The organism is Kaistella chaponensis, assembly GCF_900156725.1.
GTDB classification, from domain to species: domain Bacteria; phylum Bacteroidota; class Bacteroidia; order Flavobacteriales; family Weeksellaceae; genus Kaistella; species Kaistella chaponensis.
In genome coordinates, this window is the sequence record NZ_FTOI01000009.1 from 70,522 (window position 1) to 96,979 (window position 26,458).

Annotated in this window: 28 protein-coding genes; 23 read left to right on the forward strand and 5 right to left on the reverse strand. The window is 35.0% G+C overall.

The annotated features are described in order from the left end of the window. Positions 1-19 precede the first annotated feature (19 nt). Together BW932_RS10120 and BW932_RS10125 are read right to left on the reverse strand one after the other, a co-directional pair. On the reverse strand, positions 20-748 hold the full coding sequence (locus tag BW932_RS10120) for an ABC transporter permease subunit (protein ID WP_076387388.1): 729 nt from the start codon (positions 746-748) through the stop codon (positions 20-22). Positions 749-796: 48 nt separating this feature from the next. Beyond that, complete coding sequence (locus BW932_RS10125) at positions 797-1,339, reverse strand: CopD family protein (protein ID WP_076387389.1); 543 nt, start codon at positions 1,337-1,339, stop codon at positions 797-799. 154 nt (positions 1,340-1,493) lie between these two features. Between BW932_RS10125 and BW932_RS10130 the strand changes: the two genes are divergently transcribed. Beyond that, positions 1,494-3,650 (forward strand): M12 family metallo-peptidase, encoded by a 2,157-nt coding sequence (locus tag BW932_RS10130; RefSeq protein WP_076387390.1) that lies wholly within the window; start codon positions 1,494-1,496, stop codon positions 3,648-3,650. A 72-nt stretch (positions 3,651-3,722) separates the two neighbouring features. Here BW932_RS10130 and BW932_RS10135 read toward each other — a convergent pair whose 3' ends face one another. Beyond that, the gene (locus BW932_RS10135; protein WP_076387391.1) at positions 3,723-4,550 is read right to left on the reverse strand and encodes an SAM hydrolase/SAM-dependent halogenase family protein; all 828 of its coding nucleotides are present in this window, start codon (positions 4,548-4,550) and stop codon (positions 3,723-3,725) included. A gap of 130 nt (positions 4,551-4,680) precedes the next feature. On the opposite strand from BW932_RS10135, the gene BW932_RS10140 reads away from it, so the two are divergent. The 4 genes from BW932_RS10140 (at position 4,681) to BW932_RS10155 (ending at position 7,924) form a co-directional block, all read left to right on the forward strand. Next, complete coding sequence (locus BW932_RS10140; RefSeq protein ID WP_076387392.1) at positions 4,681-5,640, forward strand: PhoH family protein; 960 nt, start codon at positions 4,681-4,683, stop codon at positions 5,638-5,640. Positions 5,641-5,770: 130 nt separating this feature from the next. After that, positions 5,771-6,322, forward strand: a complete 552-nt coding sequence (locus tag BW932_RS10145) for a porin family protein (protein ID WP_076387393.1) — start codon at positions 5,771-5,773, stop codon at positions 6,320-6,322. 124 nt (positions 6,323-6,446) lie between these two features. Then, positions 6,447-7,040 carry an outer membrane beta-barrel protein gene (locus tag BW932_RS10150; protein WP_076387394.1) on the forward strand — a complete coding sequence of 198 codons (594 nt, stop codon included), beginning with the start codon at positions 6,447-6,449 and terminating at the stop codon, positions 7,038-7,040. A gap of 176 nt (positions 7,041-7,216) precedes the next feature. Continuing rightward, complete coding sequence (locus BW932_RS10155; RefSeq protein ID WP_076387395.1) at positions 7,217-7,924, forward strand: porin family protein; 708 nt, start codon at positions 7,217-7,219, stop codon at positions 7,922-7,924. 70 nt (positions 7,925-7,994) lie between these two features. Here BW932_RS10155 and ffh read toward each other — a convergent pair whose 3' ends face one another. After that, complete coding sequence (ffh, locus tag BW932_RS10160) at positions 7,995-9,362, reverse strand: signal recognition particle protein (RefSeq protein ID WP_076387396.1); 1,368 nt, start codon at positions 9,360-9,362, stop codon at positions 7,995-7,997. Positions 9,363-9,467: 105 nt separating this feature from the next. On the opposite strand from ffh, the gene BW932_RS10165 reads away from it, so the two are divergent. The 12 genes from BW932_RS10165 (at position 9,468) to BW932_RS10220 (ending at position 19,380) form a co-directional block, all read left to right on the forward strand. Beyond that, positions 9,468-9,746 (forward strand): AtpZ/AtpI family protein, encoded by a 279-nt coding sequence (locus tag BW932_RS10165; protein ID WP_076387397.1) that lies wholly within the window; start codon positions 9,468-9,470, stop codon positions 9,744-9,746. Continuing rightward, positions 9,730-10,119: a hypothetical protein gene (locus BW932_RS10170; RefSeq protein ID WP_076387398.1), complete on the forward strand. Its 390-nt coding sequence runs from the start codon at positions 9,730-9,732 to the stop codon at positions 10,117-10,119. Before BW932_RS10165 ends, BW932_RS10170 begins: the two co-directional genes overlap by 17 nt. 73 nt (positions 10,120-10,192) lie before the next feature. After that, on the forward strand, positions 10,193-11,320 hold the full coding sequence (gene atpB / locus BW932_RS10175) for a F0F1 ATP synthase subunit A (protein ID WP_076387399.1): 1,128 nt from the start codon (positions 10,193-10,195) through the stop codon (positions 11,318-11,320). A 24-nt stretch (positions 11,321-11,344) separates the two neighbouring features. Beyond that, on the forward strand, positions 11,345-11,533 hold the full coding sequence (atpE, locus tag BW932_RS10180; protein ID WP_031503230.1) for an ATP synthase F0 subunit C: 189 nt from the start codon (positions 11,345-11,347) through the stop codon (positions 11,531-11,533). Positions 11,534-11,640: 107 nt separating this feature from the next. Beyond that, positions 11,641-12,138 (forward strand): F0F1 ATP synthase subunit B, encoded by a 498-nt coding sequence (gene atpF, locus BW932_RS10185; protein WP_076387400.1) that lies wholly within the window; start codon positions 11,641-11,643, stop codon positions 12,136-12,138. Position 12,139: 1 nt separating this feature from the next. Then, complete coding sequence (gene atpH / locus BW932_RS10190) at positions 12,140-12,679, forward strand: ATP synthase F1 subunit delta (RefSeq protein WP_076387401.1); 540 nt, start codon at positions 12,140-12,142, stop codon at positions 12,677-12,679. Between the two features lie 18 nt (positions 12,680-12,697). Next, on the forward strand, positions 12,698-14,275 hold the full coding sequence (gene atpA / locus BW932_RS10195) for a F0F1 ATP synthase subunit alpha (RefSeq protein WP_076387402.1): 1,578 nt from the start codon (positions 12,698-12,700) through the stop codon (positions 14,273-14,275). Between the two features lie 85 nt (positions 14,276-14,360). Next, entirely contained in the window at positions 14,361-15,218 is an 858-nt protein-coding gene (atpG, locus tag BW932_RS10200) for an ATP synthase F1 subunit gamma (protein ID WP_076387403.1), read from the forward strand. A gap of 387 nt (positions 15,219-15,605) precedes the next feature. Further along, positions 15,606-16,490, forward strand: a complete 885-nt coding sequence (locus BW932_RS10205) for a T9SS type A sorting domain-containing protein (RefSeq protein ID WP_143745547.1) — start codon at positions 15,606-15,608, stop codon at positions 16,488-16,490. 476 nt (positions 16,491-16,966) lie between these two features. Next, a complete protein-coding gene (locus tag BW932_RS10210) occupies positions 16,967-18,325 on the forward strand; it encodes a hemolysin family protein (RefSeq protein WP_076387405.1) in 1,359 nt (452 codons plus the stop codon). 47 nt (positions 18,326-18,372) lie between these two features. After that, positions 18,373-18,681, forward strand: coding sequence for an ATP-dependent Clp protease adaptor ClpS (locus BW932_RS10215; RefSeq protein WP_076387406.1), 309 nt, complete (start codon positions 18,373-18,375; stop codon positions 18,679-18,681). Between the two features lie 42 nt (positions 18,682-18,723). Continuing rightward, positions 18,724-19,380, forward strand: a complete 657-nt coding sequence (locus tag BW932_RS10220; RefSeq protein ID WP_076387407.1) for a rhomboid family intramembrane serine protease — start codon at positions 18,724-18,726, stop codon at positions 19,378-19,380. A gap of 360 nt (positions 19,381-19,740) precedes the next feature. Here the strand turns inward: BW932_RS10220 and prmC are convergent, their stop codons facing one another. Then, on the reverse strand, positions 19,741-20,592 hold the full coding sequence (prmC, locus tag BW932_RS10225; RefSeq protein WP_076387459.1) for a peptide chain release factor N(5)-glutamine methyltransferase: 852 nt from the start codon (positions 20,590-20,592) through the stop codon (positions 19,741-19,743). A 155-nt stretch (positions 20,593-20,747) separates the two neighbouring features. On the opposite strand from prmC, the gene BW932_RS10230 reads away from it, so the two are divergent. The 6 genes from BW932_RS10230 (at position 20,748) to hisG (ending at position 26,447) form a co-directional block, all read left to right on the forward strand. Beyond that, positions 20,748-21,284, forward strand: coding sequence for a C40 family peptidase (locus tag BW932_RS10230; RefSeq protein ID WP_076387408.1), 537 nt, complete (start codon positions 20,748-20,750; stop codon positions 21,282-21,284). A gap of 35 nt (positions 21,285-21,319) precedes the next feature. Next, positions 21,320-22,132, forward strand: a complete 813-nt coding sequence (locus BW932_RS10235; RefSeq protein WP_076387409.1) for a 2,3,4,5-tetrahydropyridine-2,6-dicarboxylate N-succinyltransferase — start codon at positions 21,320-21,322, stop codon at positions 22,130-22,132. A gap of 19 nt (positions 22,133-22,151) precedes the next feature. Beyond that, complete coding sequence (locus BW932_RS10240) at positions 22,152-23,321, forward strand: glycosyltransferase family 87 protein (protein ID WP_076387410.1); 1,170 nt, start codon at positions 22,152-22,154, stop codon at positions 23,319-23,321. A gap of 13 nt (positions 23,322-23,334) precedes the next feature. Beyond that, entirely contained in the window at positions 23,335-24,264 is a 930-nt protein-coding gene (locus BW932_RS10245; protein ID WP_076387411.1) for a glycosyltransferase family 2 protein, read from the forward strand. Between the two features lie 2 nt (positions 24,265-24,266). Further along, positions 24,267-25,370, forward strand: a complete 1,104-nt coding sequence (locus tag BW932_RS10250) for a glycosyltransferase family 4 protein (RefSeq protein WP_076387412.1) — start codon at positions 24,267-24,269, stop codon at positions 25,368-25,370. A 219-nt stretch (positions 25,371-25,589) separates the two neighbouring features. Beyond that, a complete protein-coding gene (gene hisG, locus BW932_RS10255; RefSeq protein ID WP_076387413.1) occupies positions 25,590-26,447 on the forward strand; it encodes an ATP phosphoribosyltransferase in 858 nt (285 codons plus the stop codon). Positions 26,448-26,458: the final 11 nt, after the last annotated feature.

Consider the following 26,458-nt stretch of genomic DNA (forward strand, 5'->3'; position numbering starts at 1 on the left):
GATGAATAGTATAGAACGGTTATTTTTTCTTTTCTACAAAAATTTTCGCCAAAAAAAGGCTCAGTACAATCACCAAAAGAAAGTAGAAAACGTCTCTGGTGTCTATTAAACCTCTTGTAAATGCGATGAAATGCTGATAAAACCCCAAATTGCTGAGAATGTAATCGGCGCCACCCAATAATTTGTAACTCGCCAGTTGCTCAATTCCAAAATAGAAAATAAAGCACAAAAAGACACCGAGAAGATAAGCCATGATTTGATTCTGAGAAAGTGATGAAGCTAAAATTCCGACCGCTGAAAAAACAGCAATGAGTAAAACTAAACCGAAATAACTTCCGAATGTCGCGCCTAAATCAATGTTTCCTTTCGGAACACCTAAAATGTAAACGGTACAAAAATACACCAGAGAAGGAATAATGCATAAAACACCAACGATCAAAACTGAAAGAAATTTTCCGGCGATAATTTCAGATATTTTCACCGGTTGAGAAAAAAGCCAGTTCAGGGTTCCCGATTGCTCTTCTTCTGCCAAAGATTTCATCGAAACAGCAGGAATTACAAACATCAATAACCACGGTGCTAAAACGAAATAACTTTGCAGAGTCGCAGTACCAATATCGAATAGATTAAAATCATTCTCAAAGAAAAACAAAAACAAAGACCCAATCAAACTGAACGCTGCGATGATGAACCACGCGCTCCAGTTCCCGAAAAAGGTCCAAAGTTCTTTTCTAAAAATTGCAATCATATTTTATAATGAGTTAAGTTGATAAGTCGATAATTTGAAAATTTACAATTATTTTCTTTTGTTGACGAGTTTCACAGTGGTCATTATCAACAAGACCAAAACGAAAAACCCTACAATTAATTGCCACCAATATTCGATAATTGAAGACTTTAGAATCACCGTAAAAACCACTAAAAATAAGAGGAAAGTGGCAATCTCATTCGCTTGACGAAGTTTGATGTTTTTGATGGGAAGTACATTGCCTTCTAGTTTTTTGATCTGTAAAACTTTTTTCCAACACCAATAATGATACATAGCGAGACCCAATAAAAAAGTAAGTTTCAAATGAAACCAAGGCGTTTTCATTAAGCCATCATTCAGAAAAATCAAGGTGAGACCAGTTCCCAGCATAATGATTCCTGCAGGTACAGTAATGATGTTCCATAATCTTCTGGCCATAAAAACATATTGTTCGCGAAGAATATTTCTTTTGGTTTCCTCAAATTCATCGGTATCTTTATAATACACGAAGAGCCGAACCAAGTAAAAGATTCCGGCAAAATAACTGACCATAAAAATGATATGAACGGCTTTGAGAATGGTATAAAGCATCTGAAAAATTTAGGCACAAAGATAAAAATTAAACGCTTACAACAGGTGATAGTTTTCTCTTCTGTTCCGAAAGAATTTTTGAATTGAGCTAATTGTTGCTGTCTTCTGTAATTTTTACTTATTTTGTAAAATAATAAAATTTAGTTTAATAATTATGAAAAGATTTTTCCCATTTTGTTTCACATTGGCATTTTTTGCTCTCGGATATTCGCAGAGTTTAAAGCTGGTTGCTGAAAAAGTGAGCAACGCTCACGCTGCAAATAAAACCTTTGCACCTTACAATTTCTTCACCGTAGATCCTTCTGTACAAAAGCAAAGTCTTTACAAAGATGCTGCTGATGGAATTACCGTAATGAAATTAAATAAGAATGAAATTCAAAGAATTAATTCTGAAAGACCAGAAGCATTAGAAATGAATTTTCCCTTCGAAGGAAGAAATATTACACTTGAATTGGTGAAGAATAATTTTTTCACACAAGATTTCAAAGTGAATACCGACAAAGGATTTGTGAATTATACTCCTGGAGTTTATTACCAAGGAATTGTGAAAGGGGACGATAAATCGATTGTTGCAATCAGTTTCTTCAATGATAATGTGATTGGGGTAACTTCTATTGAAGATATCGGAAATATCGTCATCGGAAAAGCGAAAAATTCTGACGATTTTGTTTCGTATAACGATGTTAATCTTAAAGGAGTTAATCCTTTTTCTTGTGGTAGCGACGAATTGCTAGAAAATCAAAACACGGCGATTCCTTCTTACAATCCAAAAACCATGACTGCAAAGAAAACCGATAACTGCGTAAGAATTTATTACGAAGCTGGTTTCGGACCTTACACTCAAAACGGTTCTAATACAACTACAACAACCAACTGGGTTACTGCAATGCATAATAATATTTCTACCCTTTATGCCAATGATGGAATTACAGTCGCTTTGAGCCAAGTTTTTGTTTGGACGACCACTGATCCTTTTACAGGAACACCTTCCGAAATTTTGAATCAGTTCCGAACTACGAGAACAACTTTCAACGGTGATGTCGCTCAGCTTTTAAGAAATCCTGCTACAACAAGTATTGCTTTTGTTAATGCGCTTTGTACAAGTTCTAAATATTCCTATTCTGGAGTAAATTTCGCGTACAGCAATGTACCTACCTATTCTTGGAACATTGAAGCAATGACTCATGAAATTGGTCATAATTTAGGCTCTCCACATACGCACGATTGTTCTTGGAATGGCGATAATACCAGAATCGACGGTTGCGGACCCGCTTCAGGGAATGCAGGGAACGGAACTTGTGCTGCAGGAACACTACCAAGTGGTGGTGGAACAATCATGAGCTACTGTCACTTAGTTTCTAGTGTCGGAATTAATTTTACTAAAGGATTCGGTCCACAACCAGGAGCATTAATTAGAAATACCATCAATGCAAGAAGTTGCTTAGGAACAGACTGCGTTACTTCCTGCGTGGTTTCTGTTACAGGTATGGCGCTTTCTAATCTTACAAAAACTTCAGTTACTGCAACTATTAGTGATGCAACGGGCACAAGTTGGAAATACAGACTTGCCAAAATGGATGGTACCGTAATTTCTTCAGGTATTTCAACCAATAAGGTTTTGAATTTTACTGATTTAACACAAGGTACTTATTATACCATCGCAGTAGGATCTTCTTGTTCAGCAGCTTTTGCTAGTGAACAACTTATTTTTACTGATGCAGATTGGTGTGGTGGAGTATTGTTTACCGATTCAGGCGGTGCGAATGCAAATTATGGCGACAGTCAGTCTTTTTCAAAAACGATTTACCCGGTGAATGCTTCAGATAAAGTGAAACTTACTTTTTCCCAGTTTGATGTTGATGCAGGTGATTTTATGAATGTATATGATGGTCCAGGAATTGGATCACCACGATTTTCGAATGGTTCACAATTATCCGGAACTACGATTCCAGGACCATTTCAGGCAACAAACGCAACAGGTGCGATAACTATTCGATTTATTTCGAATTCAAGCAGCACAAAAGCAGGTTGGAAAGCAACAGTAGAATGTTTAAATTTAGCAACTGGCGAAAATGCACTTGTAAACTCCCTGAATATTTCCAGTACGGCAGTGAAAGGTGTTTTTGCAATGACTTCTAAAGATAAAATCCTTTCCTATAAAGTATTTGATGCTTCCGGGAAATTGGTTAAGAATAGCAATCAGCTCAACAGTTCTGAAGAAAAATTAAATCTTGCCAATTATCCTGTTGGAACTTACGTGGTAAGTGTTACTACTACAAAAGAAACAACAACGAAAAAGATTATCAGATAATCAAATCTTAAGATATAGAAATAGCCGGCTCTTTTTACAGTCGGCTATTTTTTTTAAAGTCAAATATATTGATTATTGAAATTCGACGTAGATTTTTTCGCCCACCTTCAAACCAAACAATGTTTTTGCACCATTGTGTTCATTGCCTTTGTAAATCGTGAGTTCCAGCAAACCGGCATCGTTAAAAATCGCCGCAGATTTGCCGTGATATTCATGCTCGTTTTTCCAGTCGCTTACAAAATCGGTGTATTGATTGTAAATTTTTGAAAGCGCTAAATTTCTAAATTTAATGATGAAGTTTTCTAATACAATATTGTTCTTTTCAAAGAATTTTTTACTGATATTCGAAACCACATTTCCAAAATTATCAATATACATAATTTCACCAATAATCATCTTTTCACTATCGCTATAAACCGGTCGTGGAAACGAAAGTTGACGTGGAGATTTGAATTTTCGCCCGATCACTTCTGGCAAACCACCATTGTGAAGATGAACCGCAACAGGCGCGAAAATATCAGTTGAAGTGAATCGTACTTCATCATCAAACCGATTGTTTAAGGTGATTTCGTAAATTCCTTCGGGTTTAATGTCATAAAAAATTAAACTCAGTAGTCCATTGTCTGCAGCGATAAAATAATGGCCATCGTTTTGGTAAAGAATACATTTTCGGTCTTTGCTGAAAAAACTGTCAACGGAAATAATATGAACCGTTCCTTTCGGAAAAAATGAATAAGAATTTCTAATGATATATGCAGTCTGAAGTAAGTTATAAGCTTGAATTTGATGCGTAATATCGACGATTTTCACTTCCTCATTTAAGCTCAGAATTTTACCTTTCACCGAAGCAACTCTGTGATCTATTAACCCGTAATCTGATGTAAAAGTGATAACCGCCATGAAAAAATTTAGAGGATTACAAATTTAGACTAAAAAATAGGTTTCGAGCAACCATTGTGGAAAAGTAAAACCTTTTATTTCAAATAAAATTGATACATTTAATAAAAATTTTAACCCAAATAGACTGTGAATGTTTGAATTAAATTATGAACTGAAAGACATCGATCCTAAAATATTTTATGGAGTCAATAACCAATTTTTTAACCTGCTGAAATCTATCTTTCCTACCCTGAAAATCACAGGAAGAGATCATTTCGTCTTTGCCCACGGAAATCAGGAGACGCTGGACTTTTTTCAAAAGAAATTAGATGACATTGTAAGTTTTATTTCCACCAATAATTCCATCACTTTAAAAGATTACGAAAGTATTCTGAAAATTAAAGATGATTCAGAGAAACAGCTCGTTTTTGATCAGGATATCATTGTAAAAGGAGTTCATGGAAAAGTCATTAAAGCCAAAACGACCAATCTGAAAAAACTCGTTAAAGCGTGTGATACAAAAGACATGGTTTTTGCGATCGGACCTGCGGGAACTGGAAAAACTTATACCAGTGTCGCTTTAGCGGTAAGAGCATTGCGAGATAAGGAAGTAAAAAGAATCATTTTAACCAGACCCGCCGTAGAAGCAGGGGAGAGTTTAGGATTTCTTCCGGGCGATCTGAAAGAGAAACTGGATCCGTATTTACAACCGTTATATGATGCACTCCGCGATATGATTCCTCATGAAAAGCTGGAAGGATTTATGGAGAAAAAAGTCATCGAAGTTGCGCCACTCGCATTTATGAGAGGTCGAACTTTAGATGAAGCGTTCGTTATTTTAGACGAAGCCCAGAATACCACGCACTCGCAAATGAAAATGTTTTTGACCAGAATGGGGATGAATGCGAAATTTATCATCACCGGAGATCCCAGTCAGGTTGATTTACCGATGAGGCAGAAATCTGGTTTGCAAGAAGCGATGAGGATTTTAAAAGACGTAGATGAAATAGGTTTTGTCTATTTAACAGAAGAAGATGTAGTGCGGCATCCTATTGTAAGAAAAATTATTCAGTCTTACAGTAAAGAAGAGCAACGTTTGCGGGAAGAATGATCCTTTAAAATACAGTAAATAATACTATAAAATCTTTTGTATAATAAAAATTTTACCATAAAAGTGTTAATTTTTTGTTAATTAAAAAAAATAGTATATATTTGTTTTACTAATTTAAAAATCAAAAATTATGAAAAAAGTATTGTTAGTTGGTGCTATTGCACTTTTCGGAGCGATGAATGCTCAAACGTTTGGATTAAAGGCAGGTATGAATGTTTCATCTGTGTCTGAAAGTGATACAAAATCTAAAATAGGATTTTATGCAGGTGCTTTAATGAACGCACCAATTGCTACAAACTTTAGTATCCAGCCGGAGGTTTTATATAATTCAAAAGGATTTAAGTTTGACGGAGCTGACGTTACTGCTAATCTTGATTATATCTCTGTTCCAGTAATGTTTCAGTATAATGTTGTACCACAATTTTATTTAGAAGCAGGTCCTGAATTTAGTTTTTTAGTAAGTGCTAAAGCAAAAGGAGGTGGCGCAACGCTTGATATTAAAGATAATGTTAATAGTTTCGATCTAGGACTTGGTTTAGGTGCTGGTTATTACTTCATCCCAAGTGTAGGAATTAATGCAAGATTTGTTGCAGGTCTTACCAATGCAGATAAAACTGATGGTGGAACTTCAATAAGAAACAATGTTTTCCAAATAGGATTAACTTACAAATTTACAAAATAGTATATTATAATAAATACAAAAAATCCCGCATACAGCGGGATTTTTTGATATGATTTATCTCATTAAAGATCGTGGTGGGGTTTATCAGGTTTAGTTTTAGCTTTGCACCACTAAAATTTTAAACATGAAAAAATTAATGTTAGTTGGTGCTGTAGCACTTTTTACAGCGGTAAACGCACAGGAAACTTCAACTGAAGGTTTTGCACAGGGTAATACTTTTATTACAGGTGCAGTAGGATTTAATTCAGTGAAAACTGGTAACGTTAAAGAAAACAATTTTACAATTTCTCCAAGTGTTGGTTACTTTGTAACTCCTAACGTTGCATTAGGTGCAAGAGTAGGTTACAATAATGGTACAGAGGATAACGGAGTTGTTAAATCTACATTAGATACTTTTACTGCAGGTGTATTCGGTAGATATTACTGGATGCCAGCTTCTAAATTCTCCATCTTTGCTGAGTTAGGTGTTGATTATGCTACTGCTTCTTATGATAACGGTATTGCTGGTTCTACAAAAGCAAAAGTTAATGGTTTTGGTGCTGAATTTGCTCCAGGAATTAGCTATTTCCTTACAAACCATTTTGCTTTAGAAGCTAAAGCGGGAGTTCTTGGTTATAACTCTGTTAAACCAGATGTAACTGGTGCTGAGTCTACTGATAGCTTTAACATCGGTGTAAACCTAAACGATATTAAATTGGGATTAGTTTACAAATTCTAATTATCGTATTATTTACATACAGGATCCCGGGTCGAAAGATTCGGGATTTTTTATGAGGTGCATTTAATTACAATTCACTTTGATTTTTTTCTTATTTTCATCATGTTTTTTTGTGATAAATATCATGTTGTAATAATATTGATAAAATGTATTTTTGCGTTTAAATTTAAAAAATTATGAAAAAAGTATTACTTATTGGTGCTATTGCACTTTTCGGAGCTTTAAATGCTCAACAAACAAAATTTGGTTTGAAAGCTGGATATGCTCTCTCTAACATTGTGTCGCAAGAGTTGGAAGAAAGCTTGGAAGACGAGTTTGGTGGTAGTAGCAATAACAACTCTAAATCGGGTTATTTTATTGGTGCTTTTGTAGAGCATAAACTAAATGATAAATTTGCTATCCAAGGAGAAGCTCAATATGCAAATCTTGGTGGACAATTTGAGGTAAAATATGATGAAACTGCGGGAGGATTAAACATCAAATTTACACTTCAGGATAAATTAAATTTTAATCAAATTCTTATTCCCATTTCTGCTAAGTATTTTGTTATACCACAATTAGCAATATACGGAGGTCCTTCTGTTGCATTTAATGCAGGTTATAAATCTGAATTAAAATTTAAAGATCATAATATTCCTTCAGAATTTATGGGGGAAATTAATCAGGAACTTTCAGCTTTGGAAAAAGAACAAGATGATCTACTTAAAGAAAGTCTTAAATCAACTGCTTTCAACATTTTCTTTGGTGGTGAATATACTTTTTACAAAGGATTATCTGTAGATGCAAGATACACTGTTGGTTTGACAAATTATATTAAAGACCCCGTTGATGGTGAAGAATTAAAAATGAATTATCTTCAAGTTGGTTTAGGGTATAAATTCTAAAAATTTATTTCATAAAACGAAGGCGCTTCAAATTATTTTGCAGCGCCTTTGTATTTTTCTTATTTAGTCTTTACTTTCCAAACAAATTGCCGCCCATTCCAGGCATTTTCGGCATTCCTTTGCTCATCATTTCCATCATTTGCTTTCCTTGTGGTCCTTGCATCATTTTCATCATTTTACCCATTTGATCAAACTGTTTCATCAATGCGTTTAAATCCTCGATTTTTCTTCCTGCACCTCTTGCAATTCTGTTTTTTCTTTGCGTATTGATAATGGAAGGTCTTCTTCTTTCTTCTGGTGTCATCGAGTGAATCATCGCTTCGATATGTTTGAAGGCATCATCTTGAATATCAACATCTTTAATAGCTTTTCCAACTCCCGGAATCATTCCCATCAAATCTTTCATGTTCCCCATTTTTTTGAGCTGATTGATCTGCTTTAAGAAATCATCGAAACCAAATTCATTTTTGGCAATTTTTTTATGAAGTTTTTTTGCTTCCTCTTCGTCAAATTGTTCCTGAGCTCTTTCAACCAAGGAAACAACATCTCCCATTCCTAGAATACGATCTGCCATTCTTTCCGGATAGAAAATATCAAGCGCTTCCATTTTTTCTCCTGTGGAAATAAACTTGATCGGTTTTTCAACAACAGAACGAATCGTTAATGCAGCTCCACCTCGAGTATCACCATCTAATTTCGTCAGCACAACTCCATCAAAATTCAAAGCTTCATTAAAGGCTTTTGCAGTATTCACCGCATCTTGTCCCGTCATGGAATCTACTACGAACAAAGTTTCATTGGGTTTAATGAAATAGTGAACCGATTTTATCTCGTTCATCATCTGCTCATCAATCGCCAATCGACCTGCAGTATCTACAATCACAACATCGTTCCCATTCTCTTTTGCAAATTTTACCGCATTTTCGGCGATAGAAGAAGGATTTAGCGCACCTTCTTCAGTATAAACAGGAATACCAACTTGTTCTCCTAAAATTTTCAACTGCTGAATTGCTGCAGGTCTGTAAACGTCACAGGCAACCAACAATGGTTTTTTATTTTTCTTTTGCTTTAAAAAATTGGCCAGTTTTCCAGAGAAAGTAGTCTTACCCGAACCTTGAAGTCCCGCGATCAGAATAATGCTTGGTTTGCCAGAAAGATTTATTCCTTCGCTGGTTCCGCCCATTAATTCTACGAGTTCATCATGAACAATCTTCGTCATCAATTGTCCAGGCGTCAAACTTGTCAAAACATTTTGTCCTAAAGCTTTATCCTGAACTCTTTTGGTTAAATCTTTGGCAATTTTGTAATTTACATCGGCATCAACCAATGCACGGCGAATTTCTTTTACCGTTTCTGCAACGTTGATTTCCGAGATTTTTCCGCGCCCGGAAATATTGTGAAGCGCTTTGTCTAATTTATCTTGTAAACTGTTGAACATTGTTTTTTATTTAAGATGCGCAAAAATACAGAAATTTGATGAATTTTAAAATTCTAAATTTTTCTATTGTCTTATAATCATTAGATTTGCAAAAATGTAAACAAGATGTCCGACGAAAAATCCACCGAAGACCAGTTCAGCAACAAAGACAAAGAAAATTTCGAAATGAATGGTTTGCGGCAGTATGGTGTTTATTCAGCGATTGTTTTTCAGATGCTCGCCACGATGGGACTTGCTTTTTGGGGCGGCAAAAGAATTAATGATCATTTCGAAATTGAAAGAAATCTTTTGACTATTGCGATAGGTTTTTTGGGAATGGGAATTGCCTTTTATAATCTTCTTCATCAGCTAAAAAATATTCAGAATAATGAAAATAAAAAGTAATACCATATATGTAATTTTGTTTTTTTTAATGTTTGCCTTGCATTTTTTTATTTGGCAAAACTTAAATATCGGCTTTGAAACCACTTTTATTAAGTATTATTTGTTTCTTACCTTACTTTTTATGATGGTGGTGACGGTAATTTCAATCATCAAAAAAATATATCCAAATTATGTGGGTTTTGCATTTATGGGTTTGGTGATGTTTAAATTAATGCTGATGTTGTTGGTAATGAAGAAACTTAATTTAAATGAAGTTCCCAATTACAAGGTTCATTTCATTATACCATATTTAATAGCTTTGGTGCTGGAAACATTGTATGCGGTAAAAATAATTCAGGATGAGGAGGTTTCCGAAACCTCGAAAGATGAATAAAATCAGTAAAAAAGGATTTTTATATTATGATTATTTATCCTATTTTTGCAAAACTTTAAAATAAGATATAGCAATGCTGAAAAGAGTAGTTCTTGTACTAGGTTTTTTATCGATATTTTCAACGTCATTTGCACAGCATGAGGCTGTTGAAGTAAAAGAAACAAATACCCACGGGGTAGAAGCTCCTGTTGTAGTTTCTGAAGCTGATCAAGTAAGAAAAGAAAACAAGGACTTTATTAATCATCACCTTTTGGATGCGCATAGCTTCGATATCATGGTGACTAAAGAAGGAAAGCATATTGGTTTTCCGCTGCCGGTGATTTTTTATGATAAAGTCAACGGATTTCACGCAATGATGAGTTCTGCTTTTCATCACGGTGAAAAAGTAGTAGAAAGTAAAGGTGGACACTACAAACTTTTCCACGAAAAAATCTACAAAACCGATGCTTCAGGAACAATTAACCTAGATGAGGCGCACCATGCAACCAATGAAAAAGTCTTGGATTTATCCATTACTAAAAGTGTTCTTATGATTGTTGTGGTATCTTTATTAATGATTTTTATTTTTGGTGGAATCGCTAGAAGCTATAAAAATTCTTTAGTACCAAGTGGTGCTGGAAAAATTTTAGAACCTTTGATTCTTTTTATCAGAGACGATATTGCTAAACCAAACATTGGTCCGAAATACAAGAAATACATGGGTTATTTGCTCACTATTTTCTTCTTTATTTTGTTCTTGAACATTTTCGGATTGTTACCATTTGGGATTAACGTAACTGGAAATATCGCAATTACTGCGGCTTTAGCAATATTTACATTCCTTATTACCCAGTTTACAGCAAACAAAACATACTGGCAACATATTTTCTGGATGCCTGGATTGCCTTGGCCAATGAAAATAGTAATGATGCCAATTGAAATTATTGGAATGTTCATTAAGCCATTCGCACTTCTTATCCGTCTTTTTGCGAACATGACCGCGGGACACATTGTAATCATGTCACTTATCGCGATGATCTATGTTTTCAAAAATGTGATCGCTGGAGTAGCATTCCCACTCTTAACATTTGTACTTTATCTTCTTGAAATATTAGTTGCTTTCTTGCAGGCCTATATCTTCACCATGCTTTCTGCCGTATATTTCGGTATGGCAAACGAAGAGCATGCACATGAGGGCGAACAAGGAGTAGCACATCATTAATAAAACCTTTTAAATTTTTATATTATGGATCTTAAATTAGTAGGAGCAGGTTTAGTAGTAATCGGAGCAGGTCTTGGTATCGGTAAAATCGGTGCTGCGGCTCTAGAAGGTATGGCTAGACAACCAGAACAAGCTGGTAAACTTCAAACTGCAATGCTTATTGCTGCTGCACTTGTTGAAGGTCTTGCATTTGCTGCATTATTCGCAGTTTAAGCAAGCTTTTCAGCCACCCAAAAATCATCTGCCGGGAACGGTTGGTTACGGCAGATGTTTTTTCTAAAAAAAATTAAAAACAATTACAATATATATCATAACTCATTATGGGATTATTAGAAAATTTTTCATCAGGTTTATTCATCATACAATCGGTGGTTTTTATCATTCTATTGTTGGTACTAAGAAAATTCGCATGGAAACCAATTATGGATGCTGTTAATGAAAGAGAAGTGACCATCGTAGATTCTTTGAACCAAGCGAAATTGGCAAAACAAGAAGTTTTGAATTTGAAAGCTGAAAATGAAGTAATCATCCGTGAAGCGAAAGTAGAGCGTGATAACATCTTGAAAGAAGCCAGAGAAATTAAAGACCGTATTGTAGGTGAAGCAAAAGACCTTGCTAAAACGGAAGGTGATAAAATGATTGAGCAAGCAAGACAGTCTATCCAGGCTGAAAAAGCTACTGCAATGTCAGATATCAAAAACCAAATCAGTACTTTATCTGTAAACATCGCTGAAACAATTTTGAAACAGAAATTGGATAACGATGGTGCACAGAATGCTTTGGTAGAAAATATGCTTAACAAAACAAACCTGAACTAAAATGCTTACAAGTAAAGTAGCAAAAAGATACGCGCAAGGTTTGCTTAATTTCACTCAGGAATCCGGAAGTACTGCTTCTGTTTTTGGTGAGATGCGAGACATTGTGAACACCATTAACCAATCTAAAGAACTGCAAAACTTTTTCAGTTCTCCGATTATTGATGTTAAGAAAAAAATTAGTATTGCTTTAGAAATTTTCAAAAGCTTATCTCCCGTTTCTCTTAATATGATCACCATGGTCATCAAACACGGAAGAGAAAGTCAAATGCAGAATATTGCTCAGGAATTTGTAAATAAAGTAGAAGATCTAAATGGAGTTCAGAGAATTACTTTAACTGCTGCAACTTCATTATCTCAGGAAAATATTGCGAATATTTTGAAATCTTCAGCATTGGTGAATCACGACAATAAGTTCGATGTGAAAACCATCATTAATCCTAGTATTTTAGGAGGTTATATTTTGAGAGTTGGTGATCAGCAGATTGATGCTTCGGTAAAATCAAAACTGACTCAACTTCAAAAAGAATTTCAATTAAATTAAGACAAAAACAACCATAAAATGGCAGAAATAAATCCGGCAGAAATATCTGCAATTCTTAAACAACAGTTAGCAAACTTCGATACGCAGTCTAATGTGGAAGAAGTGGGAACTGTATTGACCATCGGTGATGGGATCGCTTTAGTATACGGTTTAGAAAATGTTCAGTACGGTGAATTGGTAAAATTCCAAAGTGGTATTGAAGGAATCGTACTAAATCTTGCAGAAGATAACGTAGGTGTTGCACTTCTTGGTGAATCTAAATTGGTAAGAGAAGGTGATACCGTAAACAGAACCAAAAGAATTTCTTCTATTAAAGTAGGAGAAGGTATGTTGGGTAGAGTAGTTGATACTCTTGGTAACCCAATCGATGGAAAAGGACCAATTGCTGGTGTTACTTATGAATTGCCTTTGGAAAGAAAAGCTCCAGGTGTAATTTTCCGTCAACCGGTAACTGAACCATTACAAACTGGTATCGTTGCAATCGACTCTATGATTCCTGTAGGAAGAGGTCAAAGAGAATTAATCATCGGTGACCGTCAAACGGGTAAAACTACCGTTGCGATTGATACGATTATCAACCAAAAAGAATTTTATGATGCAGGTGAACCTGTATTCTGTATTTATGTTGCGATTGGACAAAAAGGTTCAACCGTAGCTCAGATTGTAAAAACATTGGAAGATAGAGGAGCAATGGCTTATACAGTAATTGTAGCAGCAAATGCTTCTGATCCAACTCCAATGCAGGTGTATGCACCAATGGCAGGAGCAGCAATCGGAGAATTCTTCCGTGATACTGGTCGTCCGGCTTTAATTATTTATGATGATTTATCGAAACAAGCGGTTGCTTACCGTGAACTTTCTTTGCTTCTAAGAAGACCACCGGGTCGTGAAGCTTATCCAGGAGACGTTTTCTATCTTCACTCCAGATTATTGGAGAGAGCGGCAAAAGTGATCAAAGATGATACTATTGCAGCTCAGATGAATGATTTGCCAGAAGTTTTGAAACCAATCGTAAAAGGTGGCGGTTCTTTAACTGCACTTCCGATTATCGAAACTCAAGCGGGTGACGTTTCTGCATATATCCCAACCAACGTAATTTCAATTACTGATGGTCAGATTTTCTTGGAGACTGATTTATTTAACTCAGGTGTTCGTCCAGCGATTAACGTAGGTATTTCTGTATCTCGTGTTGGAGGTAATGCTCAGATCAAATCCATGAAAAAAGTTTCTGGAACTTTGAAATTAGATCAAGCACAATACAAAGAATTAGAAGCATTTGCGAAATTCGGATCTGATCTTGATGCTTCTACGCAAGCAGTTATATCTAAAGGAGAAAGAAACGTGGAGATTTTGAAACAACCTGTAAATTCACCTCTTCCGGTTGATGCACAAGTTGCTATGATCTATTCTGGAACTGAAAATCTTTTGAAAAACGTACCTATCAATAAGGTAAAAGAATTCCAAATCGAATATGTTGCATTTTTAAGATCAAAACATCCTGAAACAATGGCAGCCATTAAATCAGGTAAAATTGATAACGATATTACAGCAGTTCTAAAACAGGCAGCAGCAGAATTAGCTTCTAAATACAATTAAAATTAGTTGATGGTTTTTGGTTGATAGTTGATGGATTTTTTCTAAGACTAACAACCAACAACCGACAACCAACAACTAAAGAAATATGGCAAATTTAAAGGAAATACGGGCAAGAATCACTTCGATCTCTTCCACAATGCAAATTACGAGTGCAATGAAAATGGTTTCGGCAGCGAAACTGAAAAAAGCAACCGATGCAATTGTGATGTTGAGACCTTACTCCGAAAAACTTCAGGAAATCATTGAAAACGTAAGTTCCACTACAGATTTGGAAGGTGTTTCTATGTACACCGCAGAAAGAGAAGTAAAGAAAGTTCTTTATATTGTAGTGACTTCAAACAAAGGTCTTGCCGGAGCATTTAACTCTTCAGTAATTAAAGAATTGAATACTGCGATCAGCAATACTTCGCACGAAGTTGAAATTCTTTCAGTCGGTAAAAAAGTATATGATGCGGTGAGAAGAAGCCGAAAAGTATATGATAATCAAAGCGCAATTTTCGATTCTTTGAGTTTTCGTGGCGTTTCCAATTTTGTGGAGCACGTGATGAACGATTATAAAGAAGGGAAATTCGATAAGGTTTTTGTGATTTACAACAAGTTTATCAACGCAGCTACACAAGAAGTAAAAATAGAACAGGTTTTACCAATTGCAATGGCCGAGAAGAAAGACGCCATAAACACCGATTATATTTTTGAACCAAATGCAGGCGAAATTTTAAATGTTTTGATGCCCAAATCTATTAAAACGCAAGTTTACAAAGCGATTTTAGATTCTGTAGCTTCAGAGCACGGTGCAAGAATGACAGCAATGCACAAAGCAACTGATAACGCAGAAGCATTGAGAAATGAGTTGAAGATTTTCTACAATAAAGCACGTCAAGCTGCGATTACCAATGAAATTTTGGAGATTGTAGGTGGTGCTGAAGCTTTGAAAAATAGCTAATATTTTTTATTTTGAAAATAATAAAGACTGCAATTTTGCAGTCTTTTTTTCGTGCATTTTTTCTGGATTTTTAAAAAGGGTGTTTTCACGCATTAAAAAAGGGTGATTTAACGGTTAAAAAAAGGGTGATTTCACCCTATAATAATACAAGGTTTAGTTTTAATTTTGTTTATAATTATCAAACTTAAAAATTGGAGAACGCTTATAATAAGATTTTTAGCTCTCTTTTGGGAGGTTTCAAAGGTATTTTTATCTTATTTAAATGATTGGTCTATTTAAAACGTCGTTCATCGATTTGCTATTTATTTTGAATGATAATTAAATAATATTTGTAGAGTGAAAGAAAATCAGAACAAAATAGAATTCTTTAACCCTTTAAAATTTAAAATGATGAAAAAATTTAATTTTTTGGCTTTTTGTTTATTCATGTCCGCTGGATTTACACAAGCACAAACCTATCAAAACAATACTCCAGCAACAGCTGTGGATGGAATCACAAGAGCAGGTGGTTGCGGATATTCCACGCAACCTGGTGTTAACATGTCCGAAATTGCAGTGCCGTTAGTCGGTACGATTGTGGATCCTTCGAAAATTACGGTCAATTTATCCATCGGAGCTGCTTGGTTAGGTGATGTTGTCGTAGAATTAGTAAGTCCAGGTGGAGAAGGAATTACGCTGATTAGAAGAATTGGTGCTATAGCAAATTCAAGTTGTGGATCTTCTTCTTCTTTCGTTGTAGGTAATATTCTAGGTTTTAATTCGGCAAATGTGAACCTTATTAATGCTGCAGCAAGTACACCAGGTACTCCCGTTCCTGCAGGTAATTATGCTCCAACCTATAGTGCTGCAAAATTTCCAGTGCATCATCCGGGGAATTTGGCAACTTTTTTTAATGGCAAGCAATTAAGTGGAACATGGCGACTTATCGTCTACGATTATGGAACTGGTGATGCTACTACTCTCAATTCATGGCAAATTGTTGTAGCAGCAGGAGCAACATTAAAAGCTGGCGAAACTGGTACTTTTGGAAGCGAAATTTCAATTAAGCAAAACCCGGTTCAAGATTACTTATTGATCGATGTGAACAATGATTTTAAATCATTAAATTTAGAAATATACGATGCATCGGGCAAAAATGTTAAAAATGAAAACATCATAAAAAATACAAAAAACATTCAACTTGATGTTAGAAATTTAACTCCTGGTATGTATCTTCTAAATCCAGTGAAAGATGGTGAGAGAAAACAAGCCATCAAATTTATTAAAAAATAGTTCCCATTTTTTTTTATATTGAAGAGCACCGGATAAATTCTGGTGCTTTTTTTATTTTCCAATTTGATAGTGAATATATAGTTTTGAGGTGTCATTCAAGAAATAAGTTATTAGTTTTTCTCTCTGTCTATTAACAATGATAAGATTGCTGAGGAAATAAGTAAGGGAAATGCAATGCACTCCTGCAACTACCTTTCCACTCTTCCGGAAAGCTTCTTTCTACCCAGCGACAAGCTTTCAGGTAAGAATGAAACCCTGTTTCTACCCAACGACAAACTTTAATGAAAGAATGAAAGCAAGATAAAACTTTTCATTAAAAAATATTATTTACCATTCATTAATAAACGTAATAGCATCGTCTATTTCGATGCTTTTTTATTACCCTATTTAATAGATAATAAATCGTTTAAAGGTTTCATTCAAAAATTTAATTATTAATTTTTCTCTATCTTTGCTTCAAATATTTCAAAAAATAAATGGACTCAGACGTCGTCAAGCTTTTATTAGCCTTATTCTTAGTAGTACTCAATGGTTTTTTTGTAGCCGCAGAATTCTCCATAGTCAAAGTTCGTTATTCCCAAATTCAAATTAAAGCCGCCGAAGGAAATGCGATGGCTAAACAAGCTGAACATCTGATCAAACATTTAGATGAGTATCTTTCTGCAACGCAGTTGGGGATTACTTTAGCTTCACTTGCATTAGGTTGGGTTGGTGAAAGTGCAATGCATCATGTCATCGATAAAACGTTGCATTATTTTAGTATCGCGTTGGCTGATTCTACGATTACCACCATTTCCCTTGTCATTAGTTTTCTACTCATCACCATTATGCATATCGTATTCGGTGAGTTGATTCCGAAATCGATTGCCATTAGAAAATCAGAACAAACTGCAATGTTAATCGCAATGCCGTTGCGTCTTTTTTATACTGTTTTCAAGCCTTTCATTTGGTCCATGAATCAAATGTCCAATGGTTTTTTGCGTTTGGTAAAAATTCACCCAGCTTCAGATCAGGAAATTCATTCTACCGAAGAATTACAGTTGCTGGTAAAGCAATCTGCAGATTCGGGAGCAATCGAAGAAGAGAATTATGAAATCATCAAAAATGCATTTGATTTTACCGATCATTCTGCAAAGCAAATCATGATTCCGAGACAGAATATTTCTTCCATTGATATCGAGGAACCTATCGAAAATATCATCAATATTATTATGGATGGTGGATATTCCCGATTACCTGTTTACGAAAATTCAATCGATAATATTATTGGAATTTTTTATGCCAAAGAAATCATTCGCGAATATGTGAAGAGAAAAGGTGCCATTAATCACGAAGATCTAAAAGATCTCATGCGCGATCCGTTTTTTGTCGTAGGCAGTAAAAAGATTTCTGATTTGCTGAAAGTTTTCCAGCAGAAAAAGCAACATTTAGCTGTAGTAATCGACGAATTTGGTGGGACTGAAGGAATTGTTACCCTCGAAGATATTTTAGAAGAATTGGTGGGCGAAATTCAAGATGAAGAAGATGAGGAGGAAAGAATCGTCGACAAAGTAGGAGAGAACGTTTTCTGGGTAAAAGCAACGCAACCCTTAGACGAAATCAATGAAAATCTACCCAAAAAGTTCCCTCTTTCGGAAGACGGAGAATACAATACTTTGGCAGGTTTTATTTTACACGAATTAGAAGATATTCCGGAAGAAAATCAGGAGTTCAATATTAATGATTACCATGTGAAAATTCTCAAAATGCAGAATAAAAGTGTCGATTTAGTAGAACTGGTTTACGAAGAACCAAGTCTCCTAGATGATATTTCCGAGGAGATAACAGAACTCTAGTTTTTTTTCTAAATGCTAACTTACAGGTATCATTTTATTTAAAAAATATGTTTAGTACCATTAATAATATTAAGGATTACGAAAATCCACAGCGGGAATACGACCAAGAGATCGCATTACTCGAGAAAGAAGACGAAGTTTACAAAATCGTCCTTTGGAACGACGATGTAAATACGTTCGATGATGTCATCGAAGCATTAGTCGAAATTTGCAAACATACTTTAGAACAGGCGGAACAGTGCACAATGCTCGTTCATTACAAAGGAAAATGTACCGTGAAAACAGGAAGTTTAGAAGTTCTCAAACCAATGCACGAACAATTACTTGCGCGCAGTTTAACTTCAGAAATCGTTTAACTAAAGTTTCGTTTTTCGAAACTTTTATTTTGTAAAAATAATATGAGTCCAGTTTTATTAATCATCATTATCGCAACCGCAATTTTTAGTTATGTGGGCTTCACCAACCACCAACTTTTCGAAAAATACAAGTTCAATGTAGGTGCGATTCTTCAAAAAAAGGAATATGTTCGCTTAATTTCTGCCGGGTTTTTACACGGTGATATGATGCATTTGCTGTTCAATATGATGACGCTTTATTTCTTTGGACCCATTGTCATTCAGGCATTTGGCGATATTGGCTTTCTAGCGGTTTATTTTGGCTCCATCATTTTAGGCAATGTATTTTCTCTTTATCTCTACAAAAATCAAGCGTGGTATTCAGCAATCGGTGCAAGTGGCGGTGTTTCCGGAATTTTGTTTGCCTCCATTGCGATGATTCCAGATTTGGGGATTTATTTTTTCTTTATTCCCATTGCAATTCCCGGATATATTTTCGGATTTTTATACTTCGCCTATTCCGTTTATATGATGCTTTATCCCAAAGAAAACGACAAAATCGGTCATGCTGCACATTTAGGTGGCGCTTTTTTAGGATTAATTTATGCAGTTGCATTTCAGCCAGAAAGAGCAATTCAAAATGCATTTTTCCTAGGAATTATGGCACTTCCGCTTATTTACATGTCCTATATGGTTTTCGTGAAAAAGAAAATTGGCTAATTTTTTTTAAGGAGCAACAAGTCCCGATAGCAATCGGGATCGCATCTTTCCAAAACCCGTCCCGCTCTTCACTCTATCTTTTTTGCCAGAAAAAGAATCTTTAAAAAGAAAATGACGGTTAGCAAAAAAGGATGCCGTTGCGATCGGGGCTAAAACTTCAGATATCTCTTCTTAGAAAAGTATTTCTCTCAGTCAAAATTGTAGATTTTTATACCGTTTAACGTATAAAACAGTTAGATTTCTTTTACCATGAAGAGATTTTCATTAAGCCTTCATCAATTTAATTTCTTAAAAGTGTAGATTGAACTTCATTTTTATTCATACTTGATCTAAAAACGCAAAACTCATTTACACAATCACTCAAAAAACTCCCCAAACAAACCGCTCATTTCCGGAAATATCCTTCAATAATTCCACTTCCGACAACACATCAACAAACAATTCCCGTGTTTCATTCCCTAATTTCTGATTGATTTCCAAAAAAACCATTCCGTTTTTAGCCAAATGATTTTCACAATCTTTTGCAATTTTTTCATAGAAAATCAAAGCATTAGAAGTAGGAGAGAACAGCGCCATTTTCGGCTCAAATTCTTTCACAGAATCCGCAATCTCAACTTCTTCTTCCATTCCAATATAGGGTGGATTAGAAATAATGACGTCATAAATCTCCGTCAAATCTGCATTCAAATAATCCTGATGGATAAAATTAATCTCAACTTCATGAAAATCAGCATTTCTTTTTGCCGTTTTCAAAGCCTTCTCCGAAAAATCAATCGCTGAAACTTCAGCTTGCGGAAAATGTTTTTTCAGAACAATCGGAATAATTCCAGAACCGGTTCCAATATCCAATATCTTAATAACTTCAGACTTCAAACTTCTAGCTTTAATCTTTTCAATCGCCAATTCCAACAACTCTTCTGTTTCCGGACGAGGAATTAAAATGTGTTCATCTACGAAAAACTTTAGCCCATAAAATTCGGTTTCTCCCAAAATCTGTTGAAAAGGTTTACCGGTTTTCAACTCCGAAATTAGGGCACGAAAATTTTCGATTTGCTTTTCAGAAAGTATTTCATTTCCAGATTGTCTTTGCTGAAATTTATTATATCCCAACTCTTTTTCAATAAAAATAGAGTAGAGTTCCGCACCTTCCGAGGTTGTGAAATGGGAAGATAAATTTTCGGTAAAGAGTGTTTTTAATTCTAAAATAGTCATGATGTTCTCTTGCGCTAAAGTAATTTTTAAATATAAATTCTTTTTTGCAGAATCCACCCAAAATCATCCAAAACATTTATTAATCGAGGAAAAATGCTAAAATTTCTATCCATTGCAAATAATTTTACTATTTTTGAAAATCATCAAAGTAAAATATGAAAAAGGGTTTATTTATCGTTCTTGCATTTCTTTTTTTGGTTTCTTGTGGAGCTTCAAAAACGGTAGTGAAAAGATCGGTTCCTACAAAATCTGTAGTAAAAACTGAAGGTCTAAAAACCTTAGATTCTAATTTTTCTGGAAACGTCAGTTCACAAATAAAAGAAATCTTGAAAGATGCCGAAAAATATCTTGGTGCACCCTATAAATATGCGGGAAACACCTCTTCCGGTTTCGATTGTTCCGGTTTTACCTGCAAGGTTTTTGATGAAAATGACACCAAACTTCCGCGCCGTTCGGAAGATCAATCCAATGCCGGGAAACTGATCAATATCAGAGAAACAAAACCCGGCGATTTACTGTTTTTCGCAACAGCAGGTGGAAGTAAAGTTACTCATGTAGGAATTGTGCACGACATCGGAGGTGAAGGTGAAGTAAAATTTATACATGCCTCAACTTCAAAAGGAGTCATCATTTCTTCTCTCAATGAAAAATATTGGAACAAAGCATACCTTTTCGCACGAAGAGTTTTGTAAATTTGTCTCCACTTTAAAATTAAATAAATAAACGAATGACATTACAACAAACCATTGAAAATATTTGGGACAACCGCGAATTATTACACACCGAAGAAAGCGGAAAAACGATCCGTGAAGTAATTCGACAACTCGACTTGGGTGAACTTCGGGTCGCAGAACCTACCGAAAACGGGTGGAAAGTGAATGAGTGGGTAAAGAAAGCCGTAGTACTGTACTTCCCAATTCAAAAAATGGAAACCATTGAAGTGGGTCCTTTTGAATTTCATGATAAAATGCCTTTGAAAAGAAATTACGCAGAAAAAGGAGTGCGCGTAGTTCCTCACGCAGTTGCAAGAGAAGGTGCTTATATCGCACCTGGCGTTATTTTGATGCCGTCTTACGTCAATATTGGTGCGTATGTGGATTCTGGAACAATGGTCGATACTTGGGCGACTGTTGGAAGTTGTGCACAAATCGGGAAAGATGTTCATTTAAGTGGCGGAGTAGGAATTGGTGGTGTTTTAGAACCCCTTCAAGCGGCTCCAGTAATTATTGAAGATAATGTTTTTGTTGGTTCCAGATGTATCGTTGTAGAAGGTGTTCACGTGGAAAAAGAAGCCGTTTTGGGTGCAAATGTTGTACTTACTGCCTCTACAAAAATTATCGATGTTACCGGTGAAACTCCTGTAGAAATTAAAGGCCGAGTTCCTTCTCGTTCTGTTGTTATTCCTGGAAGTTATACGAAAAAATTCCCCGCGGGAGAATATCAGGTTCCATGTGCTTTAATTATCGGACAAAGAAAAGAATCAACTGATAAGAAAACTTCACTTAATGATGCTTTGAGAGAAAACAACGTGTCGGTTTAAATCATAATTTTAATTAATTTTGAAAGATAAATTTTTAAAATTCATTTCAAATCCCAAATATATTTTTGGGATTTATCTGCTTGTAGCCGTTTTGTCAGCGATTGCCAAATTGAATGGAGGTCCATTGAAATATAATAATTATTTAATCTTCACAAACGTTTTTTATAACACGCTGCACGAGAATAATATTTACCTTCACTATCCTGATATTCATTTTGATTCCAATCATTACGGCGTATTTTTTAGTATTTTAATTGCTCCGTTTGCAATGCTTCCTGATTGGTTAGGAATGCCACTTTGGAATGTTGCGAATACGTTGGTTTTTCTTTTTGCAATTCACAAACTCCCTTTTTCGAACCAGAAAAGAGCATTTTTTGCATGGCTCTGTTTGCAAGAATTTATTACCGCCGCAGTGAGTCTGCAATTTAATATTGCACTTGCAGGATTATTGATGTTGTCTGCAATTTATATTTATGAAAGAAAGGAAACCCAGTCTGCTTTTTTCATCATGATCGGTTTTTTTGTGAAATTATATGGTGTCGCCGGACTTTCAGCCTTCTTTTTCGTGAAGAATAAAATAAAATTTATTGGAGCTTTAATAGCATTCGGAATTTTGTTTATTGTACTTCCCATGCTGCTTTCGAGCCCTCATTTCGGAATTCAATCTTACGCCGATTGGTTTCAATCTTTGTCAGAAAAAAATGTTTCGAACCAAGTTTTGGGAAACAGACAAGATTTTTCTTTAATGGGCATTGTTAGACGCGTTTTAGGAGACGCTTCCATTTCTAATCTTACTTTTTTAATTCCGGGAATGGCTGTTTTTGCGCTTCCTTATTTAAGAATCAAGCAGTATCAAAACCTTCCGTTTCAACTCTTAATTTTGTCCTCTACACTTTTATTTATCGTCTTGTTTAGTTCTGGATCCGAATCTCCGACTTATATTATTGCGGTTGCAGGAGTCATGATTTGGTTCCTAATTCAAAAAGAAAAAACACCTTACGTTATAGGTTTGTTGATTTTTGTAATTATTTTAACTTGCTTTTCTTTCTCAGATTTATTCCCAAAATTCATTAAGGAAAATTATATCATCAAATATTCGCTAAAAGCGCTACCTTGTTGTTTCGTTTGGTTCAGAGTGATTTACGAACTCCTGACCAAAGATTTTCAAAAAGATTATAAATTAGATTAAACCTATTTCCGACGTGAAGAAAATTTCCATCGTTATTCCCGCGCACAACGAAGAAGGCAATATTTTTTTGATTCATCAAAGAATAAAAAAAGTTTTTTCTGAACTTCAAAATTATCATTTCGAAATTATTTTCGTGAATGATGGCAGTCGCGACCAAACTCAGGCAAAAATTGAAGAATTAGCGAGCCAGTTTGAGGAGGTTAAGTTTATCGAATTTTCTAGAAATTTTGGACATCAACCGGCGGTAAAAGCCGGAATCGATCGTTCCAACGCCAATGCTGTTATTTCGATGGATGCAGATTTGCAACATCCACCAGAATTAATTCCCGACATGATTAAAAAATGGGAAGAAGGTTTTGATATCGTTTATACCATCAGAACTTACCCAAAAGAAATTTCCGCCTTTAAAAGAAAGACATCGTCCTTATATTATAAGTTTTTATCGAAAATTTCCGATGTTAACCTACGGGAAGGTGGTGGTTCGGATTTCAGATTGATGGATTCTTCCGTAGTTGATGTGGTGCGAAATATGAACGAGTCTGACATTTTTTTGCGTGGACTCTCTAATTGGATGGGTTTCCGCCAAACGGGAATTCACTTCACAGCAGGTGAACGTGCATTTGGTGAAAGCAGTTACAATTTACAAAAAATGATGCGTTTTGCCTTTACCGGAATTACTGCTTTTAGCGTAAAACCGCTTTATTTAGCGGCATATTTAGGATTTATATTTTCTGCAATTGCCGTTCTTGGTTACGGTATTTATGTGATCCATTCTTTTGTATCAGGAACCGAAATTTCAGGTTGGGCTTCATTGATTATGACTGTTGTATTTTTTGGAGGAATACAATTAATTATTCTTGGAATTATCGGAATTTACCTTGGCAAAATTTTTAAACAAGTGAAAGAGCGACCAAATTATATTATCCGTTCCAAAAACTTTTGATCATGAAAATTGCTTTCGACGGAAAACGCTTCTTCAATAACAGTTCTGGTTTAGGCAACTATTCCCGGGATTTAGTGAGAATTTTGGGGACTTATTTTCCTGAAAACCAGTATGTACTTTTCAATAAAAATCAGTCTGAAAAAGGAAAGGAAATTTTAAATTTACCTAATGTTTCATTCCTAGAAACATCGAAAGGAAATTTTTCTCGCCAATTTAAAATGGGAAAAGATGCGCAACAAATTAATGCGGATATTTTCCACGGACTTTCTGGCGAATTGCCTCTAAAATGGACAGAAAAACCCATTAAAAAAATAGTAACCATTCATGATTTAATATTCATGAGATTTCCGCAATATTATTCTTTTTTTGATCGAAAAATACATTTCTGGAAATTCAAAAAAGCTGCTGAACAAGCCGATCTAATTATCGCGATTTCTGAACAAACAAAGCAAGATATCATTCATTATTTGAAAGTTCCGGAAAGTAAAATTAGAGTGATTTATCAAGGTTGTCACCAATCTTTTAAAGAAAATCAAAGTGCGCAATATTTAATTTCGATTAAAGAAAAATTTAATCTTCCCGAAAGATTTATCCTAAATGTTGGAACCATTGAAGAGCGAAAAAATCTGTTAAATATTGTCAAAGCAATACAGGGAACAGAAATTCCTTTGGTGGTGATTGGTAAAAAGACAAAATATTATAAAAAAGTTCAAAATTTCATCGATAAAAATGCGCTGCAAAGGCAAGTTCTATTTCTAGAAAATGTTTCGATGGAAGAATTGGCAGCAATTTATAAACTCGCAGATATTTTCGTTTATCCCAGTTTTTTCGAAGGTTTCGGAATTCCGATAATTGAGGCACTTTTTTCAAAAACTCCTGTAATTACAAGTAATTTAAGTTGTCTTCCGGAAGCTGGAGGAGAAGATTCGGTCTATATCAATCCACATCATTTCGAAGATATTAAAGCTAAAATTTTGTTTCTTTGGAACAACGAATCCGAACGAAATCGACGTGCTGCAAAAAGTTTAGAATTCGTTCAGAAATTTAATGACAAAGAAATTGGCAAAAATTTACAATCTGTTTATCAGGAAGTTATGTCTAAATAAAAATAAATATTTGCATATTCATTTTTTTATTTGATATATTTGCAACGTTAAACAATATGAAAAATACAACCGCTTTATTCCATCATTATCATCTCATCCAAAAGACGAGTTGATTATTTATGGCTATAAGCGAACAAAATATTTAAAAACCGTCTGAACAAAGACGGTTTTTTTTGTTTTAAAATTTAAGAATTTGTTCAGACCCAACATCCCAGAAAAATGAACAAATTAAAAATCGCCATCCAAAAAAGTGGCAGACTCAGCGAAAAATCCCTCGAACTTTTAAAAGAATGTGGCATAAAAATCCCTGATTTTAAAAGTAAACTCAAAAATGCAGCAACCAATTTTCCTTTAGAAATTCTTTTCCTTCGTGATGATGATATTCCAAAATATGTAGAGCAGGGAATTGTTGATATCGGGATTATTGGCGAAAATGAAGTTTTGGAACAGGGTAAAAATGTGGATCTCGTAAGAAAATTGGGTTTTGCAAATTGCAGATTATCATTGGCAATTCCGAAGGAACAGGACTATTCCAATCTTACTTTTTTCCAAGGAAAGAAAATAGCAACTTCCTATCCAAATATTGTTAAAAATTATTTCCAAGCCAACAATGTTGAAGCAGAAATTGTGGAAATTTCGGGGTCTGTAGAAATTGCACCAAGTATTGGTTTAGCCGATACCATCGCAGATTTGGTGAGTTCCGGAAGTACACTTTTACATAATGGCTTGAAGGAAGTAGAGCAGGTTTTAACCAGTGAAGCTGTTTTAATTTCCAGCCGGGATCTTTCGGATGACATTTCCATTATTTTAGAATCTTTACTTTTTAGAATTCAGGCAGTGATCAATTCCAGAGAAAATAAATACATCTTGTTGAACGCTCCCAATGATTCCATCGAAAAAATCATCGACATTTTGCCTGGAATGAAATCGCCGACCGTTTTGCCATTGGCAGAATCTGGATGGAGCAGTATTCACTCTGTAGTTCGGGAAAGTGAATTTTGGAAAATTATTGACGAGTTGAAAAAGTATGGAGCCGAAGGAATTTTAGTGATTCCAATTGAAAAAATGGTCCTGTAAATTATAGTGTA

Bases quoted from the DNA above. Each gene is read 5' to 3' on its own strand.
- BW932_RS10120 (WP_076387388.1), bottom strand. From the start codon at position 748: ATGATTGCAATTTTTAGAAAAGAACTTTGGACCTTTTTCGGGAACTGG.
- BW932_RS10125 (WP_076387389.1), bottom strand. From the start codon at position 1,339: ATGCTTTATACCATTCTCAAAGCCGTTCATATCATTTTTATGGTCAGT.
- BW932_RS10130 (WP_076387390.1), top strand. From the start codon at position 1,494: ATGAAAAGATTTTTCCCATTTTGTTTCACATTGGCATTTTTTGCTCTC.
- BW932_RS10135 (WP_076387391.1), bottom strand. From the start codon at position 4,550: ATGGCGGTTATCACTTTTACATCAGATTACGGGTTAATAGATCACAGA.
- BW932_RS10140 (WP_076387392.1), top strand. From the start codon at position 4,681: ATGTTTGAATTAAATTATGAACTGAAAGACATCGATCCTAAAATATTT.
- BW932_RS10145 (WP_076387393.1), top strand. From the start codon at position 5,771: ATGAAAAAAGTATTGTTAGTTGGTGCTATTGCACTTTTCGGAGCGATG.
- BW932_RS10150 (WP_076387394.1), top strand. From the start codon at position 6,447: ATGAAAAAATTAATGTTAGTTGGTGCTGTAGCACTTTTTACAGCGGTA.
- BW932_RS10155 (WP_076387395.1), top strand. From the start codon at position 7,217: ATGAAAAAAGTATTACTTATTGGTGCTATTGCACTTTTCGGAGCTTTA.
- ffh (WP_076387396.1), bottom strand. From the start codon at position 9,362: ATGTTCAACAGTTTACAAGATAAATTAGACAAAGCGCTTCACAATATT.
- BW932_RS10165 (WP_076387397.1), top strand. From the start codon at position 9,468: ATGTCCGACGAAAAATCCACCGAAGACCAGTTCAGCAACAAAGACAAA.
- BW932_RS10170 (WP_076387398.1), top strand. From the start codon at position 9,730: ATGAAAATAAAAAGTAATACCATATATGTAATTTTGTTTTTTTTAATG.
- atpB (WP_076387399.1), top strand. From the start codon at position 10,193: ATGCTGAAAAGAGTAGTTCTTGTACTAGGTTTTTTATCGATATTTTCA.
- atpE (WP_031503230.1), top strand. From the start codon at position 11,345: ATGGATCTTAAATTAGTAGGAGCAGGTTTAGTAGTAATCGGAGCAGGT.
- atpF (WP_076387400.1), top strand. From the start codon at position 11,641: ATGGGATTATTAGAAAATTTTTCATCAGGTTTATTCATCATACAATCG.
- atpH (WP_076387401.1), top strand. From the start codon at position 12,140: ATGCTTACAAGTAAAGTAGCAAAAAGATACGCGCAAGGTTTGCTTAAT.
- atpA (WP_076387402.1), top strand. From the start codon at position 12,698: ATGGCAGAAATAAATCCGGCAGAAATATCTGCAATTCTTAAACAACAG.
- atpG (WP_076387403.1), top strand. From the start codon at position 14,361: ATGGCAAATTTAAAGGAAATACGGGCAAGAATCACTTCGATCTCTTCC.
- BW932_RS10205 (WP_143745547.1), top strand. From the start codon at position 15,606: ATGATGAAAAAATTTAATTTTTTGGCTTTTTGTTTATTCATGTCCGCT.
- BW932_RS10210 (WP_076387405.1), top strand. From the start codon at position 16,967: ATGGACTCAGACGTCGTCAAGCTTTTATTAGCCTTATTCTTAGTAGTA.
- BW932_RS10215 (WP_076387406.1), top strand. From the start codon at position 18,373: ATGTTTAGTACCATTAATAATATTAAGGATTACGAAAATCCACAGCGG.
- BW932_RS10220 (WP_076387407.1), top strand. From the start codon at position 18,724: ATGAGTCCAGTTTTATTAATCATCATTATCGCAACCGCAATTTTTAGT.
- prmC (WP_076387459.1), bottom strand. From the start codon at position 20,592: ATGACTATTTTAGAATTAAAAACACTCTTTACCGAAAATTTATCTTCC.
- BW932_RS10230 (WP_076387408.1), top strand. From the start codon at position 20,748: ATGAAAAAGGGTTTATTTATCGTTCTTGCATTTCTTTTTTTGGTTTCT.
- BW932_RS10235 (WP_076387409.1), top strand. From the start codon at position 21,320: ATGACATTACAACAAACCATTGAAAATATTTGGGACAACCGCGAATTA.
- BW932_RS10250 (WP_076387412.1), top strand. From the start codon at position 24,267: ATGAAAATTGCTTTCGACGGAAAACGCTTCTTCAATAACAGTTCTGGT.
- hisG (WP_076387413.1), top strand. From the start codon at position 25,590: ATGAACAAATTAAAAATCGCCATCCAAAAAAGTGGCAGACTCAGCGAA.